The following is a 24,407-nucleotide window of genomic DNA, read 5'->3' as shown; positions in this document are numbered from 1 at the left end:
TTATGCACCTTCATATTTTGGGGATATGCGGCACCTTTATGGGTGGTCTCGCCATTTTGGCCCGGGAGTTAGGGCACAAAGTGACCGGCTCCGATGCCAATGTGTACCCGCCGATGAGCACCCAGCTCGAAGCCCAGGGCATTGGTCTGATGGAGGGCTATGACCCTGCCCATCTCGACCCCGCACCGGACCTGGTGATAGTCGGCAATGCCATGAGTCGCGGTAACCCCTGTGTGGAATACATGCTTGACCGGGGGCTGCGCTACACCTCTGGCCCTCAGTGGCTGTGCGAGCAAGTGCTGCAAGACCGTTGGGTGCTGGCCTGTGCCGGCACCCATGGTAAGACCACCACCACCTCCATGCTGGCGTGGATTCTTGAGCACAACGGCTATGAGCCCGGCTTTTTGATTGGCGGTGTGCCTGCTGATTTTGGTCAGTCTGCGCGCTTGGGCGGCTCGGACTTTTTCGTGATTGAAGCTGACGAATACGACAGTGCTTTTTTTGACAAGCGTTCCAAGTTTGTCCACTACCGTCCGCGCACTGCCATTCTCAATAATCTCGAGTTTGATCACGCCGATATTTTTGACGACCTGGCGGCCATCCAGCGTCAATTTCATCACTTGGTCAGAACCATTCCCTCCGGCGGGCGAATTCTGGTTCCCCAGGATTGTGCGCCGCTGCAGGAAGTCTTGGACAAAGGCTGCTGGAGTGACGTGCAGCGCATTGCCGCCGCGCCCCAGGGCGACGAGGCGGCGGAATGGCAGGGGCAGCCATTGACGGCGGACTTCTCCCATTTTCAGGTGTTCCACCAGGGGGAACTGCAGGGCGAGGTGAAATGGCAACACAGCGGCGAGCACAATCTGCACAACGCTTTGGGCGCCCTGGCGGCGGCCCATCATGTTGGCGTGTTGCCCACCCTGGGCATTGACGCCCTGAATGCCTTTCAGGGTGTTAAGCGACGGATGGAGTTGTTGGCAACCGTCGCCGGTATTGCCGTTTATGATGACTTTGCCCATCACCCCACGGCGATTGCGACCACCCTTGAAGGCCTGCGTGGCCGGGTGGCGGGGCGAATCATTGCCCTGATTGAACCGCGCTCCAACACCATGCGTATGGGTATTTATCAGGATCGCCTGGCAGCTTCGGTGGCAGCGGCGGATCAGGCAATCTGGTACCAGCCTCCCGGCCTGGACTGGTCCTTGGATCAGGTCATTGCTGATAGCCCGGTGGCGGCGGAATTGAGTACCGACCTGAATGCCACCATTGCCGGGTTAGTGGATGAATTGGCGGCGGGGGATCACTTGGTCATTATGAGTAATGGCGGCTTTGACGGCGTGCACCAGCGCCTGCTCGCAGCCTTGCGTCAGCGCTGGGAGGCCTCCGCGTGACACCGGTAACGCTGGCCATGACTGGCGCGTCTGGCGCCCAATATGGGCTGCGCTTGCTGGAGTGCCTGCTGCAGGCGGGGTGCCCGGTGCACTTTATGATTTCCAAAGCGGCACTGCTGGTGGTGGCGACCGAGACGGAGCTGCAGCTGCCGCCCAAGCCAGAAGCCCTTCGCCAAACCCTGTGTTCCCACTTTGACTGCGACCCTGCGCTGCTGCAGGTTCATGGCCGGGAAGACTGGATGGCGCCGGTGGCCTCGGGCAGCGGCGCGCCGTCGCGAATGGTGGTGTGTCCCGCCAGCACTGGCACCTTGTCGGCGATTGCCTGCGGTGCCAGCAATAATTTGATTGAACGGGCCGCCGACGTGGTGCTCAAAGAGCGTCGTCAGCTCATTCTGGTGACCCGGGAGATGCCGCTGTCGACCTTGCATTTGCAGCATATGCTCAGCCTGAGTCAGATGGGTGTCACCATTATGCCGGCGTCGCCCGGCTTTTACCGAAACCCCCAAACGGTCGCGGATCTGGTCGATTTTGTGGTTGCCCGGATACTCGATCATCTGGGCATTGAGCAATCGTTGGTCGCCCGTTGGGGCGAGCCTTCCTGAATAAAATCTACAAAAGGAATTCTGCATGAGCGCAGCCTTGGCTTCCCTTTACCAGCGCTGGATATTGGCCAAAGCGCCAGTGGTGATGGTGTTGCTGTTACTTCTGGTTGGCTTTCTCGGGTCTTATGTGCCGAGCCTGAAAATGGATGCGTCCGCCGACGCCCTGGTGCTCGAGGGAGACAAGTCCCTGGAGTATTACCGGGAGATCAGCAAGCGGTATGAAACCGAGGACTTTTTGCTGGTGACGGTGCAGCCCAAGGGCGACCTCTACAGCGACGAAAATCTGGCCATGCTCAAGGAGCTGCGCGACCGACTCGCCGGGCTGCCACGGGTGTCCGGGGTTAACTCCATTCTCGATATTCCCTTGCTGGAGAGCCCGCCCATTGGTTTGTCGCAGGTGACCTCTGGGGAGATTCCCCGGTTGACCGACCCGGATATTGATAAGGCGTTGGTACGCGAAGAGCTGTCGACCAGCCCGATTTACCGGTCGTTGCTGACCAGTGTGGACAACACTACCACCGCCATTCAGGTGAATCTGGAGCGGGATGAAAAGTATTTTGCGCTGCTCAATGCCCGGGATGACCTGCGCGCCAAGGCTAACCAGGGGGCGTTGAGCGAGGCTGAGGCCGCAGAGCTGCGCGATCTGGAAACGGCATTCTCTGATTATGTCGCCGAGGCCCACGAGCGCCAGGCAGATCTGGTGGCCAAGGCTAGGGCGATTCTGGCCGATTACAAAGACGATGCCCGGGTGTTCCTCGGCGGGGTGCCGATGATCGCGGTGGACATGATCGACTTTGTCAAAGCCGACTTACGGGTGTTTGGCACCGGCATTCTGCTGTTTATTGTGCTGCTGCTGGCGGTGATTTTTCGCAGTTTTCGCTGGATCGTTCTGCCGGTGGCCAACTGCCTGCTAACCGCGGTGTTTATGCTGGGCCTGCTCAGTTTTCTTGATTGGAAGCTGACGGTGATCTCGGCCAATTTTGTTGCCCTGCTGTTGATCATTACCCTGTCGATCACCATTCATATTGTGGTCCGCTACCGGGAGATCGCTGCCGGAGACCCGGGCCTGAATCAGATGGAGCGGGTCTCCCGGACCGCGGCGCTCATGGCCAAACCCTGTGTGTATACCTCGCTGACGACCCTGGTGGCTTTCGCCTCGCTGGTGGTCAGCGGTATCCGCCCGGTCATCGATTTTGGCTGGATGATGAGCATGGGGGTCACCGTTGCCCTGGTCATGACATTCGTCTTTCTGCCCTGCGCGCTGATGCTGCTTAAGCCCAAAGAGGAGAAAGGGGGCGGTGAGGCAAAAAGCGGCTTTACCCGCTATTTTGCGGCGGCCACTGAGCATTATGGCGGGATCATTCTGGCGGTGTCGGCGGCGATGTTGGTGGTCAGTGTGTGGGGTATCAGCACGCTGAAAGTAGAAAACCGCTTTATCGACTACTTCCACGAAGACACCGAAATTTATCAGGGCATGGAAACCATTGACGCCGAGCTTGGTGGCACCATTCCGCTGGACATTATTATTGATCTGCCGGTATTCCCGCCGGAGGAGATGGGGCCGGCAAGTGCCTCGGCTGATGATGGCACTGCTGATACGAGCGCCGTGGATGATGAATTCGACGCGGCCTTTGGCGGCGACGAAGCCAGCGATTTCTCTGACGATTTTGGCGGAGATTTCAATGGCGATTTCAGCAATGATTTCGACAGCGATTTCTCTGATGATTTTGGTGGCGGCCAAAGCGCTGCGCCAAGCGGCAAGTGGTTCAAAGTTGCCGGACTGCGTCGGGTGGCCGAGGTGCACAACTACGTCGACAGCCTGGAAGAGACCGGTAAGGTGCTGTCGCTGGCCACCTTCTATGAATTAATGGAAATGGTGATGGGCAGCGTCGACGACCTGCAGCTGGCCCTGGCGGCCCGGGCCTTGCCCGAAACGCTCTCGTCGGTGCTGGTCGACCCCTATTATTCGGCGGAGGAAGACCAGGTTCGGATCAGCGTGCGGGTCAAGGAAACCAGTCGCTCACTGCATCGCCAGGAATTGCTGACCGAAATTAAACGCTACCTGGTTGAAGAGCTGAATTTTTCCGAGGATCAGGTGCACCTGACCGGCATGCTGGTGCTGTATAACAACATGCTGCAAAGCCTGTTCACCTCCCAGATCATGACCTTGAGCGCCGTGTTTGTCGCCATACTGGGCATGTTTGTGGTGCTGTTCCGCTCGTTGAGTCTGGCGTTGATTGCACTGACACCCAACCTGCTCGCCGCTGGCGCGGTGCTCGGCGGCATGGGGCTTGCCGGTATTCCGCTGGATATGATGACCATTACCATTGCCGCAATTACGGTGGGTATCGGGGTGGATGACACGATTCACTACGTGCACCGCTTCAAGAGTGAGTTTGTCACCGATCGCAATTACCTCGCGGCCATGTATCGCTGCCACGGCAGCATCGGCAAGGCGATGTACTACACCTCGGTGATTATTGTGTTTGGTTTCTCCATGCTGTCGTTGTCCAACTTCAAACCGAGTATTTATTTCGGCTTGCTAACCAGCCTGGCAATGGTGGCGGCGCTGCTGGGCGCCATGCTGCTGTTGCCCAAGTTAATTCTGTTGATCAAGCCGCTGGGGCCCGAGGGCAGCCAGGGGCAACAGGGCTGAGCCATGTCACTGTATCCGTTATTTCCGTTGCGCAGCGTGTTGTTCCCGGGCGGGCGTATGGCGCTGCGGATTTTCGAGCGCCGCTACCTGGACCTGGTAAGAAACAGTCTGCGCCAACAGCAGAGTTTCGGTATCGCCTGGCTCGAACAGGGCGGTAGCGAAGTGCTGGAAGACGGTGCCAGCCTGCCGGAGTTGGGTGAGGTGGGCACCGAAGCGAATATCGTCGATTGGAATCAGCAGCCCGATGGCTTGCTCGGTATTGTGATTGAAGGGGGGCGGCGCTTTCGGATCGGCTCTCTCAGTCAGGATGCCGGCGGCGTTTACATGGCCGAGGTGGAATGGTTAGCCGACGAACCCATTGCGCCGCTACCCGAGCGCAGCCAGGAGTTGCAGCGTCTGCTGCAGCAGCTGGGCGAGCACCCTCATATTCAGCGTTTGGGCATGTCACTGGAGGTCGACGATGCCGGTCTACTGGCCAACCGGCTGGCGCAAATGCTGCCCATTGACCCCTATGTCGCCCAGCAGCTGCTGGCGATTGACGATCCTGTCGTCCGCCTCAATGCACTTCAGGAAGCCCTTGATCACATGGCCCGCTAGCGGCGGGGCCCGTCGATAGTGAGTGCCGGGGCATTCCGGTATACTATGCGCCTTTTTCGCAGCAGGTTTTAGGGTTTTACCGATCATGGATATTACGCAGTACATGGCTGAGGTGGGGCAGGCCGCCCGGGCGGCGGGTCGCCACATTGCCGCCGCCGACACCGGGGTGAAAAATCGGGCATTGTTGGCCATCGCCACGGCCATCAAAGCCAGTCAGGAAGCCATTCTCAGCGCCAACGAAAAAGACCTGGCTGCCGGTCGCGCCTCCGGCCTCGAAGCGGCCCTGCTTGATCGTCTTACCATCAGCCCTGCCACCATCGACGGCATGATTGAGGGGCTGCATCAGGTGGCCGCCCTGGCCGATCCGGTGGGTGCGATCAGCGATCTCAACTACCGTCCCAGTGGTATTCAAGTGGGGCGCATGCGGGTGCCCCTCGGTGTGGTGGGTATCATTTACGAGAGTCGCCCCAATGTGACCATCGAAGCGGCCAGCCTGTGTCTCAAGTCTGGCAATGCCGCGATTCTGCGCGGAGGCTCGGAGGCCATTCATTCCAACCAGGCGCTGGCGGCCTGTATCCGCACCGGCCTGGCGGCGGCGGGCCTTCCTGAAAACGTGGTGCAGGTGCTGGAAACCACTGACCGGGCGGCGGTCGGTGAATTGATCACCATGCCCGAGTACGTGGATGTGGTAGTGCCCCGTGGCGGCAAGGGTCTGATCGAGCGAATTGCCCGGGATGCCACGGTGACGGTAATCAAGCACCTCGACGGTATTTGCCATGTTTACCTCGATGACGAGGCGGACACCGATAAGGCCCTGGCCATCGCGGTCAATGCGAAAACCCAGCGTTACGGCACCTGCAACACCATGGAAACCCTGCTGGTGGCCGAGAGCCGCGCTGAGGAGTTACTGCCGGCGATCGCCGAGCAGCTCCAGGAAAAGGGTGTGGAATTGCGGGGCTGCCCCCGCACTCGGCAGATTCTGATGGGTGCGGTGGAGGCCACCGATGATGATTGGGCGACCGAGTACCTGGCGCCCATCTTGTCCATCCGGGTGGTTGCCGGGCTGGATGAGGCGATGGCGCATATTGCCCAGTTCAGCTCCGGTCATACTGAGTCAATTGTCACTGAGAATTACAGTCGGGGTCGGCGTTTCCTGCGGGAAGTCGATTCCAGCTCGGTGATGATTAATGCCTCAACCCGTTTCGCCGACGGTTTTGAATATGGTTTGGGTGCAGAAATCGGTATCTCCACGGACAAGATCCACGCCCGAGGGCCGGTGGGCCTGGAAGGCCTGACATCGCAGAAATATATCGTGCTGGGCGATGGCCACATCCGTCAGTAGCGGGCCGGTGACTTCCTCTTCTTCCCCGTCGGGGCGAGTGCCCAGCGTCGGTATCCTCGGCGGCACATTCGACCCGATCCATCACGGCCATCTCCGCTCGGCGGTCGAGCTGCGCGAGCTGCTCGGCGTGAGTGAGCTGCGCTTGATGCCCAGCCACCAGCCTCCGTTGCGGGATGATCCCGGTGCCAGTAGTGAGTTGCGTCTGGCCATGGTCGAGGCGGCCATCGACGGCGAGCCTGGCCTTGCAGTCGAGAGCCGGGAGATGCGTCGCAGCGGCCCCTCCTACAGTGCTGATACGCTGGCGGAACTGCGCCGGGAGTGCGGCCCCTCCGCCCCCTTATTATTTATCGTTGGCAGTGATGCCTTTAACCAACTGCACCGTTGGCACGACTGGCAGGGTATTTTTGCCAGTGCCCATCTGGTGGTGATGGAGCGCCCCGATTTCCCCATGGCGCCGGATGCTGAGGTCGCCCAGTTTCTGGCGCGCCGCTGGGCTGATGATACCGAGGCTTTGCTGGCTCAGCCCGGCGGGCAGGCGTTGCGGGTTCAGCTCTGCCAGCTGGCGATTTCCGCCACCGATATCCGTCAGCGTATTGCCCAGGGGCGGTCGGTGCGGTATCTGCTGCCAGAGGGGGTTAGACAAATTATCAATGAGCAAGGACTATATCGTGCTGGAAAACAGGAAACTCAATCTTAATGGATGTTGATCAATTGAAAGATGTCATTGTCGATGCCCTCGAAGAACGTAAGGGCAGGGATATTGTCACCCTCGATGTGCGCGGCATGAGCGGTGTCACCGACTACATGGTGGTGTGCAGCGGAACGTCGAGTCGGCATGTGAAATCGCTGGCTGATAACGTGTGGATTGAGGCGAAGAAGCACGGCGCCACTCCACTGGGCATGGAGGGGCAGCGCTCCTCCGACTGGATTCTGGTCGATTTTGGTGACGTGGTTGCCCATGTGATGTTGCCCGAGGCAAGAGAGTTCTACGATTTAGAGCGTCTCTGGCAAGTGCCTGCCCAAAGCGATAAGCATGAAAATTAGTCTGATCTGCGTGGGCACGAAAATGCCCGCCTGGGTTGAAGCCGGGGTGGCGGAATATCAGAAACGCCTGCCCCCCGAGTTCAACTTTGAGATCCGCGAACTGCCCTTGGCCAAGCGCGGCAAAGGGCTGGATATCAACCGCGCCATTGCCCAGGAAGGGGAGGCCATGCTGGCGGCCATCAACCCTGCCGACCGGGTGATTGCCCTCGATGTGAAAGGCAAGGCGATCAGCACCGAAGGGCTGTCTGACGCCCTGGATGACTGGCTGATGGACGGTGACAATATCAGTATTCTGGTGGGCGGCCCCGATGGCTTGTGCCCGCGCTGTGTGGATTTGGCGGCCCAAAAATGGTCGCTGTCCGCCATGACGTTACCCCATCCCCTCGTTCGGGTGCTGTTTGTTGAGCAGCTCTACCGGGCCTGGACTATTCTAAGCAACCACCCCTACCACCGCTGATGCCCCGTCGCCTGACCCTCAAAAACACCTTCCGCGAGCGCCTTGTGTATCGGCGCCGGATACTGGTTTCGGTGTTGGTGGTGCTGGTCATGGTGGGTATTTTGGTCGGGCGGTATACCCAGCTGCAGATAGCCGACTACCAGGTGTATATCACCCAGTCTGACCGCAACCGCATTCAGCTGCTGCCGATTGCGCCTAAGCGTGGGTTGATCTTTGACCGCAACGGGGTGTTGCTGGCCGAGAACATCCCCAGTTATACCCTGAACCTGGTGCGGGAGCGGGTTGGTGATATGGACACCACTCTGGCCGAGATTGGCCAGTTGGTGGAACTGACAGATGACGATATTGCAGAATTCCGCAATCGCCGGGGCCGGCCTTACCAGGCGATTCCGCTGAAATTTCGTCTGACCGAGGAGGAGATTGCGGTGATCTCGGTCAATCGCCATCGCCTGCCGGGGGTGGAGATTGATGCCCAGCTGGTTCGCCACTACCCCTTTGGTGAGCTGTTTGCGCATATGCTCGGCTACGTCGGCCGAATCAATGAGCAGGAGCAGGCCGAGATCGACCCGGTCAATTACAGCGGCACCCACTACATCGGCAAGATCGGCCTGGAAAAGTATTACGAAGATATCCTCCACGGCACGGTGGGTTACCAGAATGTCGAAACCAATGCCCACGGCCGGATTCTGCGGGTGCTGGAGCGACACGACCCGCTGCCCGGGGGCGATATTCATTTGCATGTGGATGCCGAGGTGCAAAAGGTGGCCGCCAAAGCCATGGAGGGGCGGCGCGGTGCGATAGTGGCCATTGATCCGCGCAGCGGCGGTGTGGTGGCGATGGTCAGCGCGCCCAGCTTTGACGCCAATCTGTTTGTGAATGGCATCAGCTCCAAGGATTATTCCGCGCTGCGCTCAGACCCTGATCTGCCACTGTACAATCGGGCGCTGCAAGGGCAGTATCCGCCAGCGTCCACCATCAAGCCGATCTGGGGCCTGGCTGGCCTATACTACGGCGCCGTGACGGCCTCTACCACCTACTATGACCCGGGGTTTTTCACCCTGCCCAACGACAGCCGTCGCTATCGCGACTGGAAGCGGGGCGGCCACGGCGTGCGCGTGGATTTGGAGCAGGCCGTACAGGAATCCTGCGATGTTTACTTTTATGAGTTGGCCCACAAACTCGGCATCGACAAGTTGCATGATTTCGGCGCCCGCTTTGGCCTGGGTGAAGTCACCGGAATCGACAATACCAACGAGCGGGCCGGTCTGCTGCCGTCCAGGGAGTGGAAACAGCGTACCCGCGGCCACAATTGGTATCCCGGTGAGACAATTAATGTGGGCATCGGGCAGGGCTTCACCCTTGCCACTCCGCTGCAGTTGGCGGTGGCGACGACCGTGCTGGCGTCCAAGGGTGACCTTCGGGCGCCGAGGTTGTTGGCATCGGTTGGTGGTGAATCCATTGTGGCGCCATTGATGGGTAAGATTGAAGACGTGACCGCCGAACACTGGAAGGAGGTCACGCGCTCAATGGAGACCGTGGTCCACGGCCCCAGAGGGACCGCTCGCGGGTTGACCCAAAATCTGAAATATCGGATTGCCAGTAAAACGGGGACTGCGCAGGTGGTTGGCATCGCCGCTGGCGAGCGTTATGACTCCGCTGCTCTGGAGGCCCGCAAGCGCGATCACGCCTTGTTTGTCGCCTTTGCTCCGGCCGAGGCACCTGAGCTGGCGGTGGCGGTAGTGGTCGAAAATGGTGAGCATGGCGGTAGCGTGGCGGGGCCGATTGCCCGCCAGGTGCTGGATGCCTATATTCTTGGCGAGCAGGCCCAGCCCTTTGACGGGCAGTTGCCCGCCAGTGGTGATTAAGCGTGTTCAGGTGCGACCGCAGGGGCGACTGAGAGAGAGGCGATGAGTAACGATTTTCTGCGACAAATGCCGGGCGGCGGCACCAGCATGCACAGCCAGCGCAGTATCAGTCGTCGCTTGCGCATCGATATGCCGCTGATGCTGTTGCTGATGATTCTCAGCGGGGTTGGACTGGCCGTGCTGTACAGCGCCAGCGACCAGAGTATGGATGCCGTATTGCGCCAGGGCCGGTTTCTGTCGGTGGCCTTTGTGGTCATGGTGCTGGTTGCCCAAATTCACCCGGAACAGCTCAAGCGCTGGGCGCCCTTCGCGTATGTGGGGTGCTTGGTGCTGCTACTGGCGGTGGAGTTCGTCGGCACCGGGGCCAAGGGAGCCCAGCGCTGGTTGTCGATTGGCGGGTTTCGCTTTCAGCCCTCAGAATTGGCCAAATTGATCATGCCGATGGCCTTGGCCTGGTATCTGGCCAGTCACCCGCTGCCACCGGCCGCCCGCCACTCGGCAGTCAGTTTGGTGCTGATTATCGTGCCGTCGGTGCTGGTGGCGATCCAGCCCGATCTGGGCACCTCGATTCTGGTGGCCACCGCCGGGGTGTTTGTTTTGTTTCTGGCGGGGATCAGCTGGACCTTTATTTTCAGCGGTTTGACCCTGGCAGCCTTGTCGATCTACCCGATGTGGCATTTCGTGATGCACGATTATCAACGCCAGCGGGTGCTGACCCTGCTTAACCCCGAAAGTGACAAGCTCGGCGCAGGCTGGAACATCATTCAATCGAAAACGGCCATCGGTTCAGGTGGCTTTGACGGTAAAGGCTGGTTGCACGGTACCCAGTCCCACCTGGACTTTTTGCCCGAGAGCCACACCGACTTCATTATCGCCGTGTTGGCAGAGGAATTTGGCCTGCGGGGCGTGTTATTGTTGCTGCTGCTATACGGTTTGATCATCAGTCGGGGAATCTGGATCGCAACCCAGGCAAATCAGTGTTTTGGCCGCCTGTTGGGCGGGAGTATTATTCTGACTTTTTTTGTCTATGTGTTTGTGAATATGGGGATGGTCTCCGGCTTACTGCCCGTGGTTGGGGTTCCCCTGCCGCTGGTGAGTCAGGGCGGCACCTCATTGATCAGTTTGCTGGTCGGATTTGGTATTCTGATGAGTATCCGGGCGGACGAACGACTGGTACACCAATAACCTACAGGATGCATTGTGAAAAAATACAATAACGGTTTATTCGCGACGTTTTTCTCCCGACTGGCTGCCGTTGCAGCGGTGGGATTGTTGGCGGCCCAGGTCAGCTGGGCAGATTATTCCGGCCACGCCCTCAGTCAGGGCTTTGTCGACAAAATGGTCAGCAAGCACGGCTTTGACCGGGCTTGGGTTGAGGGTGTGCTGACCCAGGCCGAGAAGAAACAGTCCATCCTCGACGCCATGTCCCGTCCTGCCGAGTCAGTGATGACCTGGGGGCGCTACCGCAAAATATTTATTCAGGAATCCCGCATCAACCAGGGAGTCCAGTTTTGGGATGAGTACCGCGAGGCCCTGACTCGGGCGGAAGAAACCTACAAGGTCCCGGCCTGGATGATTGTTGCCATTATCGGGGTAGAAACCCGGTACGGCTCCAACAAGGGCAGCTATCGGGTGGTGGATGCCCTGGCGACCCTGGGCTTTGACTTCCCCCGCCGCAGCGAATTCTTTCTGGGGCAGCTCGAGCAGTACCTGCTGATGGTGCGTGAGCAACATTTTGACCCCTACGAATTGAAAGGCTCCTACGCCGGGGCAATGGGCTATGGCCAGTTTATTCCCAGCAGCTATCGCGCTTACGCGGTGGATTTTGACGGCGACGGTCAGGCCGATATTGTTAACAATCCGGTTGATGCCATTGGCAGTGTGGCCAATTACTTCGCCAAACACGGCTGGAAGTACGGCGAGCCTGTGGTCAGCTCGGTGGTGCTGTCGAAGAACTACAACGCCGATATGTTTAACACCGGTCTAAAACCCAAATTTACCGTGGCCGAACTCGCGAAAGGCGGAATTAAGGCCGATCATCGCAAGGTAAAGGGCGCTATGAAGGCCACCGCAATGCGGCTGGACGCGGATGAGGGCGATGAGTTCTGGATGGGCCTGGAGAATTTTTACGTTATTACCCGCTACAACCACAGTGCGATGTACGCCATGGCGGCCTATCAGCTGAGCCAGATGATTGCTGCCCGGGTTGGCGCCGAGACCGCTAAATAATGCTGAGAATTGGTGTAGCTGTTGCGCTTGCGGCGCTGGCGGCCTGTACTACCCAGCCTGTCGGGCAGCAGACCCGGTCGCCGTCGCCGGTGACGGCGCCAGACAAAGAGCCGGTGGTGGAAGAGGTTGTGCCCTTTCACGACCCGAACACACCTCTGGATGAGTTAAAGGATGGTGCGCCTCCCCGCACGCTGGACCCCGAAACCATTGCCGATGCGGTGCCGCGCTTTGACATTATCAAGGTAGACGGCAATCTGAGCCCCTATTCAGTGGGGGGCGAAGAGTACCATTTGGTTGATGACTACCGCGGCTTTCGTCAGCGCGGCAAGGCGTCCTGGTACGGCACTAAGTTTCACGGTCGCAAGACGTCTAATGGTGAGGTGTATAGCCTTTATTCGATGAGCGCGGCGCACAAGACCTTGCCGATTCCCCTCTATGTCAGGGTGACCAATCTGGACAATGGCCGCCAGGCCATCGTCCGGGTAAATGATCGCGGGCCGTTCCATTCAGACCGAATTATCGATTTATCCTATGCCGCTGCGGTTAAGCTGGGTTTTGCCCAGAAGGGGACCGCCACGGTGGAAATCGAAGTCGTCGATACGGATAATATGCGCACGGCCAGCGACGCGAGCGCCAGCTATTTTCTTCAGGTTGGCGCGTTCCGGGAGCTGGACTCGGCGAATCGGCTCCAGGCCCAGTTGAGTAGCCAGTTGAGTTACTCGGTGGCCGTGGCGTCGAGCAGCGAAGACGGTCTGCACCGGGTGCGGATTGGTCCCTTCGCAGATTACCCGGCCGCTCAGGCGGCGAAGAAAGTGGTGCTACAGCGCTGGTCCGGGGGCGCGAGTCTTGTGGTTGAGCAGGGCCGCCAGGGCTGAAACCAGAGAATCTATTCAAAGAACGAGAGTCATGCTTAAAAAATTACTGATTGCCGTCACGGTTGCGGTTTCTTCGCTGCCAGTCTGGGCACAGCCCGATGTTATTCCTTCTCCCCCGGCGGTGGCTGCCAGCGCCTATCTGCTGATGGATGCCGATAGCGGTGCGGTACTGATTGAACACAATGCCGACCAGCGCCTGCCGCCGGCGAGTCTGACCAAGCTGATGACCAGCTATGTGCTGTCATATGAGCTGGAGCGGGGTCAGGTCAACAATGATGACATGGTCACCATCAGCAAAAATGCCTGGGCGCAGAATCCGCTTTTTGCCGGTTCTTCGCTGATGTGGATCGAGGTGGGCAAGCAGGTGAAACTGCATGACCTCCACTTGGGTATTATCATTTCCTCTGGCAACGATGCCACCGTGGCGGTAGCCGAGCACCTGGCCGGCAGTGAAGACGCCTTTGCCGGCATGATGAACCAGCATGCCGCGCGCTTGGGCATGACCAACAGTCACTTTGTGAACTCCCACGGTCTGCCAGACCCTGAGCACTACACCTCGCCCCGGGACCTGGCAATTCTCGCCAAGGCGATTATCGGCTTTCCCGAAGAGTATGCGATGTACAGCCAGAAGGACTTCACCTTCAATGGCATCAAACAATCCAATCGCAATGGTCTGCTGTGGACGGATCCCAGCGTCGATGGCTTGAAAACCGGCCACACTGAAGAGGCGGGCTACTGCCTGGTGACCTCAGCCAAGCGCGACGGTATGCGCCTGATTTCGGTGGTGATGGGGGCTTCTAGCACCTCTGCACGGGAGCGGGAAACACAGAAACTGCTGTCTTATGGCTTCCGCTATTTTGAAACCCATCACCTCTACGCCGCTGGCACTGAACTGACGACGGCCAAAGTGTGGAAGGGCGCCTCTGATGTGGTCTCCCTGGGCTTGAAAGAAGATGTGTATCTGACGATTCCCCGGGGCAAGAGCGACGCGCTCGACGCCCAGCTGAATGTGGACGACACCCTGGTTGCACCGATTGCCGGTGATGGCCAGTACGGCGAGCTGGTGGTGAATCTCGACGGCAAGCAGCAGGTTAATGTGCCCTTGGTGGCGCTGGATTCGGTTGAACAGGGCAGCATTTTCAAACGCCTGTGGGACAGCATCGTGCTGTTCTTTGTTGGCCTGTTTTCCTGAGGACAAGGATGCGTCCCTTGAGTGAACAAGAACCGCCTAAGATTGAGTTTCCCTGCGACTATCCGATCAAGGTGATTGGTGACACGGGAGTTGGTCTGCGGGAAAGGGTGATTGAGATCATGCGCCGGCATGCGGGTGAGGTTGATGAGGCGCTGATTACCGAGCGGCAGAGCCGGGAGGGGCGGTTTATTTCCATCACGGTCACCATCGTGGCCACCGGCCAACCTCAGCTGGAAGATATCTTCGCCGATCTGAAAAAAACCGGCGTTGTGAAAATGGTGCTGTAGTGGCTCCCGCCACCCTCTGGTGTCGCCGCCTCGGGCGACAGCCCTACCTGCCTGTCTGGCAGGCCATGCAAGACTATACCGCCCACCGTAATGAAGGCAGCCGCGATGAACTGTGGCTGCTGGAGCACGACCCAGTCTTTACCCAGGGTCAGGCGGGCAAAGCCGAACATTTGCTGATGCCGGGGGATATTCCGGTGGTTCAGGCTGACCGGGGAGGTCAGGTGACCTACCACGGTCCGGGGCAGTTGGTGGGCTATGTGCTGGTGGATCTGCGCCGCCGGGGTATCGGCGTGCGCGACCTGGTTACCGCCATTGAACAGAGCCTGGTCAGGGTGTTGGCCGAGCTGGGGATTGCAGCGCACCCGCGACCCGACGCCCCTGGGGTGTACCTGCCTAATGGTGCTAAAATTGCGCAGTTGGGCTTGCGAGTCCGCCGGGGGTGCAGCTTTCACGGGCTGAGTCTGAATGTGGATATGGATCTGGCGGTCTTTCAGCGCATTAATCCCTGTGGCCATGCCGGAATGGAAGTGACCGACATTGCCCACCAGAGCAACACCCAAGTGCCCGATTGGGCGACCATAGAAACCCGGGTGGCCACCGCGCTGGCAAGTGCCCTGGGTTATCAGCATATTGAGGAGGGCGGTGCCGACTTGCCCGCCGCCGAGGAAGAGCAATGAGTTCAGACGCCGACACCAAAACCGTTTCAGCACCTCGCCCGGCTGCAAAAAAAGTTGTGCAGGGTGAGAAGCTCCGGGGTGCCGAGAAAGTGGCGCGGATTCCCGTCAAGGTCATTCCCAGTGTCGAACTGCCGGTAAAGCCCAGTTGGATTCGGGCCAAGCTTCCTGCCAGCCCGGAAATCAGCCGTATCAAGAGTATTTTGCGCAAGCACAAGCTGGCCTCGGTGTGCGAAGAAGCCGCTTGCCCCAATCTGGGTGAATGCTTCAGTGGCGGAACGGCCACCTTTATGATCATGGGCGAAATCTGTACCCGCCGTTGCCCCTTCTGCGATGTGGCCCACGGCCGCCCCAACGCCCTGGATGAAAACGAACCGGTGGAGCTGGCCGAGGCCATTGCCGAAATGCAGCTAAAGTACGTGGTGATCACCTCGGTGGACCGGGATGACCTGCGCGATGGCGGCGCCCAGCACTTTGCCAACTGTATTCGTGAGACCCGGGCGCGGATGCCCGGTATTCGCATTGAAGTCCTGGTGCCCGACTTTCGTGGCCGTATGGAGGTGGCGCTGGATATCCTCGAGGGTGAGGCGCCGGATGTGTTTAATCACAACCTGGAGTCGGTGCCCAGCCTGTACAAGAAAATTCGCCCCGGCTCAGATTATCAGTGGTCGCTGGATTTGCTCAAGAAATACAAACAGCGTCGTCCCGATGTGCTGACCAAATCCGGCTTAATGCTCGGATTGGGGGAAACACCGGAAGAGCTGATGCAAGTGATGAAGGATATGCGCGCCCACGATATCGACATGATTACCTTGGGCCAGTACCTGCAGCCCAGCCGTGATCACCTGGCGGTTGAGCGCTTTGTCACCCCGGAAGAGTTCGACGAGTTTGGCCGCATTGCCGAAGAACTCGGCTTCAAAAGCGTGGCGAGCGGACCGATGGTGCGTTCTTCTTACCATGCCGACAAGCAGGTTGATCTTAGCCTGCTGAAATAACCTCGCGGGCAGTGTATCCCCCAAAACCACTCTCGCCAGTGGAGTGCTAAAACGCCGTTACCACCCGGTTGCGGCCTTCTCCCTTGGCGATGTACATGGCGTCGTCGGCGCGCTTCAGGGCTTGGTCAATATTAGTGTCTTCCGGCAGCACCTGTGTTACGCCGCAGGAGATGGTGATCGAGAGGGGGGTATCGTCGGGGGTCTCAATACTCAGCTTGGCTATTTGGGCGGTGAAGCGCTGCGCCAGATGATGTGCCTCTTCAGGCTGGGTGTGGGGTAATAGTATGGCGAATTCTTCGCCCCCCAGGCGGGCCAGGCAGTCACCGCTGCGGATAAGCTGGCCCATGTGCTTGGCAAAGGTGGTTAGTACGGTATCGCCGGTGGCATGGCCGTAAACGTCGTTGATGCGTTTAAAATGATCAATATCTAACATCACCAGGCAGAGCGGCAGTTGGTGGCGCAGGGCGCGGCTTTGCTCAGCCTCGGCAAACTCGTAGAAGTAGCGACGGTTGCGCGCCCCGGTAAGGGCATCAATGGTGGAAAGGTGAGAGAGTTCTTCGTTAGCCTGGGTCAGCGCGCGGGTTTTTGTCTGTAGTTCAAGATGAAGATTCACCCGCGCCTGAACCACGTCAGGGTGGTAGGGTTTGGTGATGTAATCGACCGCGCCGCCGTTTAAGCTGCGCACTTCCGCTTCCGCTTGTGTAATGCCGGTTAGAAATATGACCGGGATGGGGTCCTCCGGGTACAGCTCCAGCACTCGGTCTAACACCGCATAGCCATCCAGGCCCGGCATCATGATGTCCAGCAGTATCAGATCTGGACGGTTGGTGGTCACGCTGGCAACCGCATCTTCGCCACAATTGACGACGGTGACCTGATACTGCTCGGAGAGCAGTATCGACAGCAGGGTGGCACTGGCGAGTTCATCTTCCACCACCAGAATGGTGGCCCGTTCAATGTTGGGTGTCATAACAGGCCCTTAAGAGGTTATTTTGAGGCGTCCGCTAATAGGGTATTGGCTCACGAGGATTAAGGCTTATGCATCTCTGACGCAGTCAGGGAAGGTATCGCGCAGTAGGTCGTCGATTTTTTCTACGGTTAGCGGCTTATTTTCGTAGTGCTGAACGCAGTCAAAGCTGGCCGCTCTCTCGCGATCGTCAGGATTAAGCGAGGTAGTCAGCATCGCAATGACGGCTCCGGCTTTGCATTCTGCAGCGATGTCGGCATAGGCCTCCAGAAATTCCCAACCGTCCATGCGCGGCATATTAATATCCAAAAATATAATGTCTGGCTTTGGATAAACGCCGTCGACAGCGGTGGTCAGGTATTCCAATGCATCTCTACCATCACAGGCTTCTACCACCTCTTCGGCAAAACCGTGCTCCTCGATCACCATGCGGTGCAGGAAGTTGGTGGCCAAATCGTCATCCACCAGCAGCACTTTACTGAGAGTCTTCATGTCGGGGTTCCTTTAGGGTGAATACAAAGCAGCTGCCGCAAGGCTCGGCAGATTCCACCCAGATTTTACCTTGGTGAAGTTCTACTACTTTTTGGCAGTGGGCGAGCCCGATGCCGGTGCCTGGGTACTCTTGCTTGGCATGCAGGCGTTTGAATACGCCAAAGATCTTATCCCGGTATTGGGGTTCAATGCCAATGCCATTGTCGCAGACCTGAAATTGCCACCCGCTACCCTGCCGAGACGCGGATACGTGAATGACGGGTGCTACTTCCGGCCGTGAAAACTTCAGCGCGTTGGAGAGCAAATTCTGGAATAACAGTCGCAGCTCGGTCTCAAAGCCTTGCAGGGCAGGGAGCTTGCCCAGGGTGACGGTAGCGCCACTGTCTTGTATTGCGCTGGACAAATCTTCCAGAACCGCGGCGACCAGCAGGTTCATATCCAGGAGTTTGGTCTTGCTTTTTGTGCCGATGCGCCCGTAGTCCAGCAGATCCTTAACCAGGGTTTGCATACGGGCGCTGGCGTCCTCCACAAACTGCATCATGGTGCGGGCATTGTCGCTCAGGCCGTTGGCGTGATGCTGCATCAGCAGTTCAATGAAGCTTCTAATGGTTCTGAGCGGTTCTTGCAGGTCGTGGGAGGCAATATAGGTAAACTGCTTGAGCTCCTGGTTGGCGCGGCTCAGCTGTTCCACCTTGTCTTCCAGAGACAGCTGGGCGGTTTGTCGGGCGTGAACTTCTTGCTCCAATGCCGACTGCTGCAGGGTAAGTTGTTGATAGGCCTCATCCAGAGACGATGCCAGTTGATAAAACTCCTGCGGGGCGCTGCGCGATACAGCTTGAGAGAGCTGACTGCGCTCGCCGCGCTGAATTCGCTCGGTAACGTCCGCGATGGGCCGGATGATGCGACGGCTCATGTACACCGACAGCGCCACTGAAAAAAGTAGCAGGCCGGCAAGAATAATCGCAGAGCGCTCGATCACCTTATTGCGCACTGCCAGAGAGTCAGATATCTGGCCTTCTGCCGCCACCTGCAGCTGCTGGGGATGCTGCGCCGAACCGTATTGTACCGGGACAATGGCAATGGTTTTGCCATTATGCGTGAATACTGGACTTGCGCTGCGGTGGGCCGTGCGGCTCTTGCGCTGGGTATCGCTGAAAAAATTGGCGTCTCCGGCATCGGCGTGGGTGATGGCAATGGGGCGACTGGAGTGGAACAAATACTGCCCGTGGCTATTGGCGACAGTAATACTATGGTTGGGGGCGACCAGTTGAGGTAGCGACTGGAGCATGGGGTCCATCCCCACATTCAGGATAATGATGCCAAAAGCCTGGGTGCTGTTTTCATCGGCGAACAGGGGCATCGCGCCGCGGATAACCAGTTCGCGGGGCTCAACAATTTGGTTGTTTTCCTGGTTCAAATCGATGTCTGATAAAAACACCTGCCCCGGGGGCATCGCCATGGCCGATTGAAAGTAGGGGCGATCCTGCTTGTTTTGTAAATTGCCTTGCGCCACCCGGCGTATACGTTTGCTGTCACCATAGCGGTCAACCCGGACCACTTCCTGTCCTGTGGCATCAATCAGTCTTGCCTGTGACAGGGCGGGGTTGGCCTTGAGCATACCGGTAAACAGTTGCGCCACGCGGTTTTCCCACAGGCGTGTTTCGGTGGTGCTGAGGCCGTTATTGGCGGCGCGTACCACTTCCTCTACGGCGGGAAAGGTGCTGGCCTGGCGAACATCGATCTCAAGCCGTTCGATGGCAGTGTCGATTCTATCGGCGACCTGGCGGGTTTCGCCTAACAAGAGCGAGGCATCACGTGTGCGCAGTTCAGAATCCAGCACCGTGTAGGTGGTGATGAGAATGAGTAAGTTGCTGACCAGCAGTAGTGACAGAGTGGGTATCAGAATTTGCGGGAGAATACGTGGCCGCCGCTCTTTGGGCGAAGATGAGGGGGTCAATTCCGGGTTCTCCAATCAGCGAAAATGGCGGGCTAGCCCTCAGGGTAACAGGTTTGGGGGGCGGGAGGCGCTCGTTGTGGGAGCGCCAGTTCGTGTGGCGATAATTTAGTGTCAACAGGCCCTAGTGTGCTGTGGCCAGGCCGACGTTTACAGGAAGCTTCAGCACAAACTCCGAACCTTCATTGAGTGTGGAGGTGAGTGAAATACTACCGCCCAGCCGCTCAATGGCCTTCTTGCAGAAACTCAGTCCCAGACCCACGCCGGGAATATTGGGTTTGCCATGTACCCGTTTTAGAAACTCGAACACGCGCCCCTGGTTTTCTTCGGCAATACCCAGCCCATTGTCAGTAATGGAGATTTGCCAGTGCACCCCGGTATTGCACGCCGTTACCCGAATTTGCGGTGCAATATCATCGCGCCGATATTTGATGGCGTTTTGTATCAGGTTGTAGAGCACCTGGGTAAACAGAATTTTGCTGGTGGTAATGTCGGCGTCGCCGTTGAGAGTGATGGTGGCCTGGGTTTGCGCGATTTCGCTGCCTACGTCGCGTTGCACCGCTGCCAGTGCATCTGAGAGGGTGACGACCTCGGTACAATCCGGCGTTTCGTCAAGGGAAGCGATGCGGTGCAGCTCCTCGATAACGCCGGTCATTCGAGACATTGAAAGCTGCAGCTCGTCTATTAAACGCTGGCTCATTGCGTCCATTGTGCTGCCATATTTTGCGCTGATAATTTTTAACGCCAGTGCAGCGTTACCAATGGGGCCCTTTAAATCATGGCTTATGGCGTAGCTGTATTTGAGCAGTTCGTCGTTTTTTTGTTGCAGTTTTAGTTCGGCTTCTTTTAATGAGGTAACGTCGGAATGGGCACCCAGCATGCGGATGGGCCGTCCGGCACCATCGCGAATGGCGAGCCCCCGGCAGCGTATCCACACCGTGGAGCCGTCACGGTGGCGATAGCGAACTATCTGATCATAGGAGTGGGCGGGGTCGTCACAGTGCCGCTGAAAATTTTCCAGGGCAAGGGCCAGATCGTCCTGATTGATAATGTCCTGCCAGGCGCTCGCCAGATGCGGTTTGACGGTGGGGTCGTAGCCCAACGTTTCCCAAAACCGCGGGCTCATCCATTCGTGCTCGGGGTTTTCGATATCCCAGTACCAGATGCCGTCCAGAGAGCCACTCTGAATGAAGTCGAACACACGACTATCTTCGCGAACCAGCGTGTACAGCTCCGAACGAAGATAGTGAGGCTCAGTACTCTGTAAAGCACTCGGGCTGGCGGCGGTCATGGAGTCAGCTCCCATATCAGTTCGGGGTGTCTTGAAAGTGTGACGCGAGTCTCGATTTAAGCGGAAGTGTGTCAGGTGGGGGTATAGGGCGTTTTACGTATCTTGCGGATTTTCGGCCGTTGGTCGGCACGGAGGCGACAGCCCTGGGAGTGGGGTATCGAAGTTCCTTCGCTAAGGCGAGCGGGTGTCAATTACCTATTAAACTCACTCCTACTGGCTGATAACGTGGTGATTCTTTGGCCTATCCTTTGTATATAACGTATGTTTGAACAGGTCCGGATTCATCAATCTGTAGCAAAGATGAAACATACTAACATCTTTGTCGAGGAGCACTCCTTGGAGCATGTTGAACGCTGTCACTAAATACCTCTGGGTGCTTCCCTCCCTCCTTGTCTCTGCGCTGATTACCGGGGTGATCTTCGTAACCTCGCCCATGGTGGATGACGTGCATTTCGCCAATGCCATGCTGGAGGGCCTGTTAGTACTTATGCCGCTGATCGGCACCTTTGTCGTCATTAATGCGAGGCAGCGCATTCCCCATATTTATGGCTTGGCGATGATTAGTTTTGCCTTTCTGTTGTTGTCGATGAGCATGGATACCCTCGATGAATTGGTGGAAGTCGAGTACGTGTACACCCTGTGGTTTGAGGGGGTGGCACAAATTCTCGGGTTCGTTTTTCTGCTATTGACCTTTTACAAGGCGACCAAGCACACCACCAGAGAGGCCCGTAATTTGGGCCGTTTGGCAATCACTGACGAGCTAACAGAGATATTTAACCGTCGCTATCTGCTGACCCATCTCAACCAGGAAATTCGCAATGTCGGCGGCTGCGCCCAGGAGTTTGCTGTTGTTTTGATTGATCTGGACCATTTTAAAAAGATCAACGATACCTATGGTCACGACGTTGGTGACCAGGTTTTGAGGTCTTACGCTGCGCTGTTGACGGCGGGGATCCGCAAGTCAGATATTGCTGCCCGCTACGGCGGCGAAGAGTTTGTGGTTTTGGCGCGACATACTGGTCAACGAGGCGCCGCAACCTTATGCGAGCACCTTCAGGCCCGTACCCGGGAGCAGTGGCCCGAGGGGCTGCCGCCACTGACCGCCAGCATGGGTGTTGCGATCTATGATGGCAGAGAGTCTGCGGAGGCGGTGCTAAGCCGGGCAGACAAAGCATTGTATCGAGCCAAACATGAGGGGCGCGACCGGGTGGTTTTTGCTGATCGGGCTGCCGGTGATGTTATTCGGCGGGTCGATGCAACAGCCAGCTGAGCAGGCCTTTATGGGGCAAGCCTGAATCCCGGGCGCTCGCCTTCGGCGGCGTTGTTTTCTTCCCCGCTTTCGTCTTCGGCCCGGTAGTTCTGGTATTTGTAGGGCGAGACGCCCATCCAGCTTTTGAAGGCGCGACTAAAGGCGCTGGTTTCGGAGTAACCCAGTCGGTTCGCGGTTTCTTCCACTGTGCAGCGCTGTTGACGTAACAGGTCGATGGCGACCTCGCAGCGCAGTTGATCCCTGATTTCCCGGAACTTAACCCCCTCGTCTCGGAGTCTCGCCCGAAGTGTATGGGGATGCACGCTGAGCGTGCTCGCAATCTCGGCGATACCGGGGCTGCGGGCGAGGTTGTTGAGCAATATCTGCTGCACCTGGGTGCGCCAATTTTTGTGGCGGTAGTGCTGCGCTACCATCGCCAGGTTGGTGTGTTCGAGGAATTTCTTGAGGTTGTCCGGGCTCTGGCGGATGGGTTCCTGCAAGTAGCGACGGGGGAAGGAAATGTAACAGCAGCGCTGGTTAAATTCGAAGTGACTGGTCAGGAAAAGATTGCGGTATTCCGCCCGCTGGGGAGAGGGTGGAAAGTTGAAGCCAGCGCTGATCAGCGGAATTTGCTTGTTGATCAGCCAATTGCTGTAGCGCGAGACATAAAACAAAAAGGACTCGTACAGATAATTCGAAAACACCTTGTCGCTGGTGCTCTCCATCACAAACCTGGCATTGTTGCCCTCTTCCACCAGTCGGGTTGCTACGCCCCAGGGGAGCAGGCGGTAAAAGCGTGCAAAGCGGCGCAGGGCTTCACCGAGGTGGGGGGCGTTGATGGTAAGTTGCGTCACCGTTTGCCAGGACCCCAGTGGCTGGGCAACGGCGGCATGTCCGAGCTGCTCATCCTGGGTGATGAGCATGGTATCGCGGAGTAAGTTGGAGAAGTCCTCTCCGGGGACCCGGGCATACTCCTTTTCCAGCAGGGTTGGGGGAATATGATTCTTCCTTAACACGTGCTGCAAGACATCTGGCTGGTCAGCCAAATGCAGGGTGGCAGCGCGGACGAAGTAAATGGCGACAGTGGGGGCGTGCATAGAAGTTCAATCGAATAATGAGGTCTGTATTGTAACGAAATGTCAAAGAAAATTGCGCCCCCTGTCATGGCTAATCGGCTACCGCTTGGCGAAAATTGCTAATATCAAAGGTGATCTGATCCAAGGATGCTGGGCCTGCACTGATCCCCGCATTTTGCAAACCTCTCACACAATAATTTTCGGAGTTATTTATGCCCATTCCCGAGTCGATTGCTGCCAACCTCTCTCTCCCGCTGATTGCCGCACCGATGTTTTTGGTGTCGGGTCCCGAGTTGGTCATTGCCTGTTGTCGGTCGGGAGTCGTTGGCAGTTTCCCCGCGCTGAATCAGCGTAGCAGCGAGGGCTATGAGCAGTGGTTGCAGGAAATCAACAGTGCGCTGGGTGAGGGGGATGCACCCTACGCGGTCAATCTGATCGTCCACAAAACCAATCCCCGCCTTGCCGCCGATATTGCATTAACGGTGAAGTACAAGGTGCCCATCGTGATTACCTCCCTGGGGGCGGCGAGTGAGGTGGTTGAGGCGGTGCACAGCTATGGCGGCCTGGTCTATCACGATGTGATCAATACCCGCTTTGCCAAAAAGGCCCTGGACGCCGGGGTCGATGGCTTGATTGCGGTGTGTGCCGGGGCCGGCGGTCATGCGGGTACCTACAACCCCTTTGCTTTTATCAGCGAGTTAAGGGAGCTCACCGACAAAACCATTATTGCCTCGGGCTGTATCAGTAACGGTGAGTCGGTGCTGGCGGCCCAGGCATGCGGTGCTGACTTTGCTTACGCCGGCACCCGCTTTATTGCCGCGGAGGAAAGTCTGGCCAACCCGGGCTACAAGGCCATGCTGGTTGAGAAAGACGCCGCCGATATCGTCTACACCCCGAAAATTTCTGGGGTAAATGCCAACTTCCTCGGCTCGAGTATCAAGGCTGCCGGTCTGGATCTGGCAAAAATGAGCACGCCAGAAATGGATGCGGAGGAGGAGCTGAGTGGTGAATCCAAAGCCTGGAAGGATATTTGGTCTGCCGGGCAGGGGGTGGGCGCCATCAAGGCGGTTCAGCCGACGGCGGAAATTATTGGTCAGTTCAAACAGGAATACGATGGCGCGCTGGACAAGTTGATTGCTCAGCGCGGCCAATGGCGGCGCTAGCGCCGTGCGCTA

At 57.8% G+C, this 24,407-nt stretch carries 23 protein-coding genes; 18 read left to right on the top strand and 5 right to left on the bottom strand.

The genetic code is table 11. From position 1 onward, the window contains the following. The first annotated feature begins 2 nt into the window (after positions 1–2). The 16 genes from mpl (at position 3) to lipA (ending at position 16,203) form a co-directional block, all read left to right on the top strand. A complete protein-coding gene (mpl, locus tag NCG89_RS06300; protein ID WP_251088911.1) occupies positions 3–1,388 on the top strand; it encodes a UDP-N-acetylmuramate:L-alanyl-gamma-D-glutamyl-meso-diaminopimelate ligase in 1,386 nt (461 codons plus the stop codon). A gap of 17 nt (positions 1,389–1,405) precedes the next feature. Then, on the top strand, positions 1,406–1,990 hold the full coding sequence (locus NCG89_RS06295) for a flavin prenyltransferase UbiX (protein ID WP_251089352.1): 585 nt from the start codon (positions 1,406–1,408) through the stop codon (positions 1,988–1,990). A 25-nt stretch (positions 1,991–2,015) separates the two neighbouring features. Then, positions 2,016–4,646 (top strand): efflux RND transporter permease subunit, encoded by a 2,631-nt coding sequence (locus tag NCG89_RS06290; RefSeq protein ID WP_251088910.1) that lies wholly within the window; start codon positions 2,016–2,018, stop codon positions 4,644–4,646. A gap of 3 nt (positions 4,647–4,649) precedes the next feature. Beyond that, positions 4,650–5,243 (top strand): LON peptidase substrate-binding domain-containing protein, encoded by a 594-nt coding sequence (locus tag NCG89_RS06285; RefSeq protein WP_251088909.1) that lies wholly within the window; start codon positions 4,650–4,652, stop codon positions 5,241–5,243. An 85-nt stretch (positions 5,244–5,328) separates the two neighbouring features. Then, complete coding sequence (locus NCG89_RS06280; protein WP_251088908.1) at positions 5,329–6,585, top strand: glutamate-5-semialdehyde dehydrogenase; 1,257 nt, start codon at positions 5,329–5,331, stop codon at positions 6,583–6,585. Continuing rightward, complete coding sequence (gene nadD, locus NCG89_RS06275; protein ID WP_251088907.1) at positions 6,566–7,282, top strand: nicotinate-nucleotide adenylyltransferase; 717 nt, start codon at positions 6,566–6,568, stop codon at positions 7,280–7,282. The genes NCG89_RS06280 and nadD overlap by 20 nt, the downstream gene beginning before the upstream one ends. Next, positions 7,282–7,629 (top strand): ribosome silencing factor, encoded by a 348-nt coding sequence (rsfS, locus tag NCG89_RS06270; RefSeq protein ID WP_251088906.1) that lies wholly within the window; start codon positions 7,282–7,284, stop codon positions 7,627–7,629. Before nadD ends, rsfS begins: the two co-directional genes overlap by 1 nt. Continuing rightward, positions 7,619–8,086: a 23S rRNA (pseudouridine(1915)-N(3))-methyltransferase RlmH gene (gene rlmH, locus NCG89_RS06265; protein ID WP_251088905.1), complete on the top strand. Its 468-nt coding sequence runs from the start codon at positions 7,619–7,621 to the stop codon at positions 8,084–8,086. The genes rsfS and rlmH overlap by 11 nt, the downstream gene beginning before the upstream one ends. Continuing rightward, the gene (gene mrdA, locus NCG89_RS06260; RefSeq protein WP_251088904.1) at positions 8,086–9,951 is read left to right on the top strand and encodes a penicillin-binding protein 2; all 1,866 of its coding nucleotides are present in this window, start codon (positions 8,086–8,088) and stop codon (positions 9,949–9,951) included. The genes rlmH and mrdA overlap by 1 nt, the downstream gene beginning before the upstream one ends. 42 nt (positions 9,952–9,993) lie before the next feature. Next, positions 9,994–11,136: a rod shape-determining protein RodA gene (gene rodA, locus NCG89_RS06255; protein ID WP_251088903.1), complete on the top strand. Its 1,143-nt coding sequence runs from the start codon at positions 9,994–9,996 to the stop codon at positions 11,134–11,136. A 15-nt stretch (positions 11,137–11,151) separates the two neighbouring features. Then, positions 11,152–12,180, top strand: coding sequence for a lytic murein transglycosylase B (mltB, locus tag NCG89_RS06250; protein ID WP_251088902.1), 1,029 nt, complete (start codon positions 11,152–11,154; stop codon positions 12,178–12,180). Continuing rightward, positions 12,180–13,055, top strand: a complete 876-nt coding sequence (locus NCG89_RS16865) for a septal ring lytic transglycosylase RlpA family protein (protein WP_285236397.1) — start codon at positions 12,180–12,182, stop codon at positions 13,053–13,055. The genes mltB and NCG89_RS16865 overlap by 1 nt, the downstream gene beginning before the upstream one ends. A gap of 31 nt (positions 13,056–13,086) precedes the next feature. Further along, entirely contained in the window at positions 13,087–14,247 is a 1,161-nt protein-coding gene (locus NCG89_RS06235; RefSeq protein WP_251088901.1) for a D-alanyl-D-alanine carboxypeptidase family protein, read from the top strand. 17 nt (positions 14,248–14,264) lie between these two features. Next, a complete protein-coding gene (locus NCG89_RS06230; RefSeq protein WP_251088900.1) occupies positions 14,265–14,534 on the top strand; it encodes an HP0495 family protein in 270 nt (89 codons plus the stop codon). A gap of 65 nt (positions 14,535–14,599) precedes the next feature. Next, the gene (gene lipB, locus NCG89_RS06225) at positions 14,600–15,211 is read left to right on the top strand and encodes a lipoyl(octanoyl) transferase LipB (RefSeq protein WP_251089350.1); all 612 of its coding nucleotides are present in this window, start codon (positions 14,600–14,602) and stop codon (positions 15,209–15,211) included. Next, positions 15,208–16,203 carry a lipoyl synthase gene (gene lipA, locus NCG89_RS06220; protein WP_251088899.1) on the top strand — a complete coding sequence of 332 codons (996 nt, stop codon included), beginning with the start codon at positions 15,208–15,210 and terminating at the stop codon, positions 16,201–16,203. The genes lipB and lipA overlap by 4 nt, the downstream gene beginning before the upstream one ends. 46 nt (positions 16,204–16,249) lie before the next feature. On the opposite strand, the gene NCG89_RS06215 is transcribed toward lipA, so the two are convergent. The 4 genes from NCG89_RS06215 to NCG89_RS06200 all read right to left on the bottom strand — a co-directional run bounded on the left by NCG89_RS06215 (position 16,250) and on the right by NCG89_RS06200 (position 20,907). After that, positions 16,250–17,173 carry a GGDEF domain-containing response regulator gene (locus NCG89_RS06215; protein WP_251088898.1) on the bottom strand — a complete coding sequence of 308 codons (924 nt, stop codon included), beginning with the start codon at positions 17,171–17,173 and terminating at the stop codon, positions 16,250–16,252. A 66-nt stretch (positions 17,174–17,239) separates the two neighbouring features. Further along, entirely contained in the window at positions 17,240–17,662 is a 423-nt protein-coding gene (locus NCG89_RS06210) for a response regulator (protein ID WP_251088897.1), read from the bottom strand. After that, entirely contained in the window at positions 17,646–19,619 is a 1,974-nt protein-coding gene (locus NCG89_RS06205; protein ID WP_251088896.1) for a sensor histidine kinase, read from the bottom strand. Before NCG89_RS06205 ends, NCG89_RS06210 begins: the two co-directional genes overlap by 17 nt. Positions 19,620–19,740: 121 nt before the next feature. Beyond that, on the bottom strand, positions 19,741–20,907 hold the full coding sequence (locus NCG89_RS06200; protein WP_251088895.1) for a sensor histidine kinase: 1,167 nt from the start codon (positions 20,905–20,907) through the stop codon (positions 19,741–19,743). Positions 20,908–21,250: 343 nt separating this feature from the next. On the opposite strand from NCG89_RS06200, the gene NCG89_RS06195 reads away from it, so the two are divergent. Next, entirely contained in the window at positions 21,251–22,177 is a 927-nt protein-coding gene (locus NCG89_RS06195) for a GGDEF domain-containing protein (RefSeq protein WP_251088894.1), read from the top strand. A gap of 8 nt (positions 22,178–22,185) precedes the next feature. On the opposite strand, the gene NCG89_RS06190 is transcribed toward NCG89_RS06195, so the two are convergent. Continuing rightward, entirely contained in the window at positions 22,186–23,253 is a 1,068-nt protein-coding gene (locus NCG89_RS06190; RefSeq protein WP_251088893.1) for an AraC family transcriptional regulator, read from the bottom strand. Between the two features lie 191 nt (positions 23,254–23,444). Between NCG89_RS06190 and NCG89_RS06185 the strand changes: the two genes are divergently transcribed. Beyond that, positions 23,445–24,395 (top strand): NAD(P)H-dependent flavin oxidoreductase, encoded by a 951-nt coding sequence (locus NCG89_RS06185; protein WP_251088892.1) that lies wholly within the window; start codon positions 23,445–23,447, stop codon positions 24,393–24,395. Positions 24,396–24,407: the final 12 nt, after the last annotated feature.

Origin of the sequence: Spongiibacter taiwanensis (assembly GCF_023702635.1) — a bacterium.
In the GTDB taxonomy this organism is placed as follows: domain Bacteria; phylum Pseudomonadota; class Gammaproteobacteria; order Pseudomonadales; family Spongiibacteraceae; genus Spongiibacter; species Spongiibacter taiwanensis.
Note: the sequence above shows the minus strand (reverse complement) of the source record. Positions and strands in the feature narration are given on the sequence as shown.

Coding starts and splice junctions, on each gene's coding strand:
- mpl (WP_251088911.1), top strand. CDS start 3: ATGCACCTTCATATTTTGGGGATATGCGGCACCTTTATGGGTGGTCTC.
- NCG89_RS06295 (WP_251089352.1), top strand. CDS start 1,406: ATGACTGGCGCGTCTGGCGCCCAATATGGGCTGCGCTTGCTGGAGTGC.
- NCG89_RS06290 (WP_251088910.1), top strand. CDS start 2,016: ATGAGCGCAGCCTTGGCTTCCCTTTACCAGCGCTGGATATTGGCCAAA.
- NCG89_RS06285 (WP_251088909.1), top strand. CDS start 4,650: ATGTCACTGTATCCGTTATTTCCGTTGCGCAGCGTGTTGTTCCCGGGC.
- NCG89_RS06280 (WP_251088908.1), top strand. CDS start 5,329: ATGGATATTACGCAGTACATGGCTGAGGTGGGGCAGGCCGCCCGGGCG.
- nadD (WP_251088907.1), top strand. CDS start 6,566: ATGGCCACATCCGTCAGTAGCGGGCCGGTGACTTCCTCTTCTTCCCCG.
- rsfS (WP_251088906.1), top strand. CDS start 7,282: ATGGATGTTGATCAATTGAAAGATGTCATTGTCGATGCCCTCGAAGAA.
- rlmH (WP_251088905.1), top strand. CDS start 7,619: ATGAAAATTAGTCTGATCTGCGTGGGCACGAAAATGCCCGCCTGGGTT.
- mrdA (WP_251088904.1), top strand. CDS start 8,086: ATGCCCCGTCGCCTGACCCTCAAAAACACCTTCCGCGAGCGCCTTGTG.
- rodA (WP_251088903.1), top strand. CDS start 9,994: ATGAGTAACGATTTTCTGCGACAAATGCCGGGCGGCGGCACCAGCATG.
- NCG89_RS16865 (WP_285236397.1), top strand. CDS start 12,180: ATGCTGAGAATTGGTGTAGCTGTTGCGCTTGCGGCGCTGGCGGCCTGT.
- NCG89_RS06235 (WP_251088901.1), top strand. CDS start 13,087: ATGCTTAAAAAATTACTGATTGCCGTCACGGTTGCGGTTTCTTCGCTG.
- lipB (WP_251089350.1), top strand. CDS start 14,600: ATGCAAGACTATACCGCCCACCGTAATGAAGGCAGCCGCGATGAACTG.
- lipA (WP_251088899.1), top strand. CDS start 15,208: ATGAGTTCAGACGCCGACACCAAAACCGTTTCAGCACCTCGCCCGGCT.
- NCG89_RS06215 (WP_251088898.1), bottom strand. CDS start 17,173: ATGACACCCAACATTGAACGGGCCACCATTCTGGTGGTGGAAGATGAA.
- NCG89_RS06210 (WP_251088897.1), bottom strand. CDS start 17,662: ATGAAGACTCTCAGTAAAGTGCTGCTGGTGGATGACGATTTGGCCACC.
- NCG89_RS06200 (WP_251088895.1), bottom strand. CDS start 20,907: ATGACCGCCGCCAGCCCGAGTGCTTTACAGAGTACTGAGCCTCACTAT.
- NCG89_RS06195 (WP_251088894.1), top strand. CDS start 21,251: ATGTTGAACGCTGTCACTAAATACCTCTGGGTGCTTCCCTCCCTCCTT.
- NCG89_RS06190 (WP_251088893.1), bottom strand. CDS start 23,253: ATGCACGCCCCCACTGTCGCCATTTACTTCGTCCGCGCTGCCACCCTG.
- NCG89_RS06185 (WP_251088892.1), top strand. CDS start 23,445: ATGCCCATTCCCGAGTCGATTGCTGCCAACCTCTCTCTCCCGCTGATT.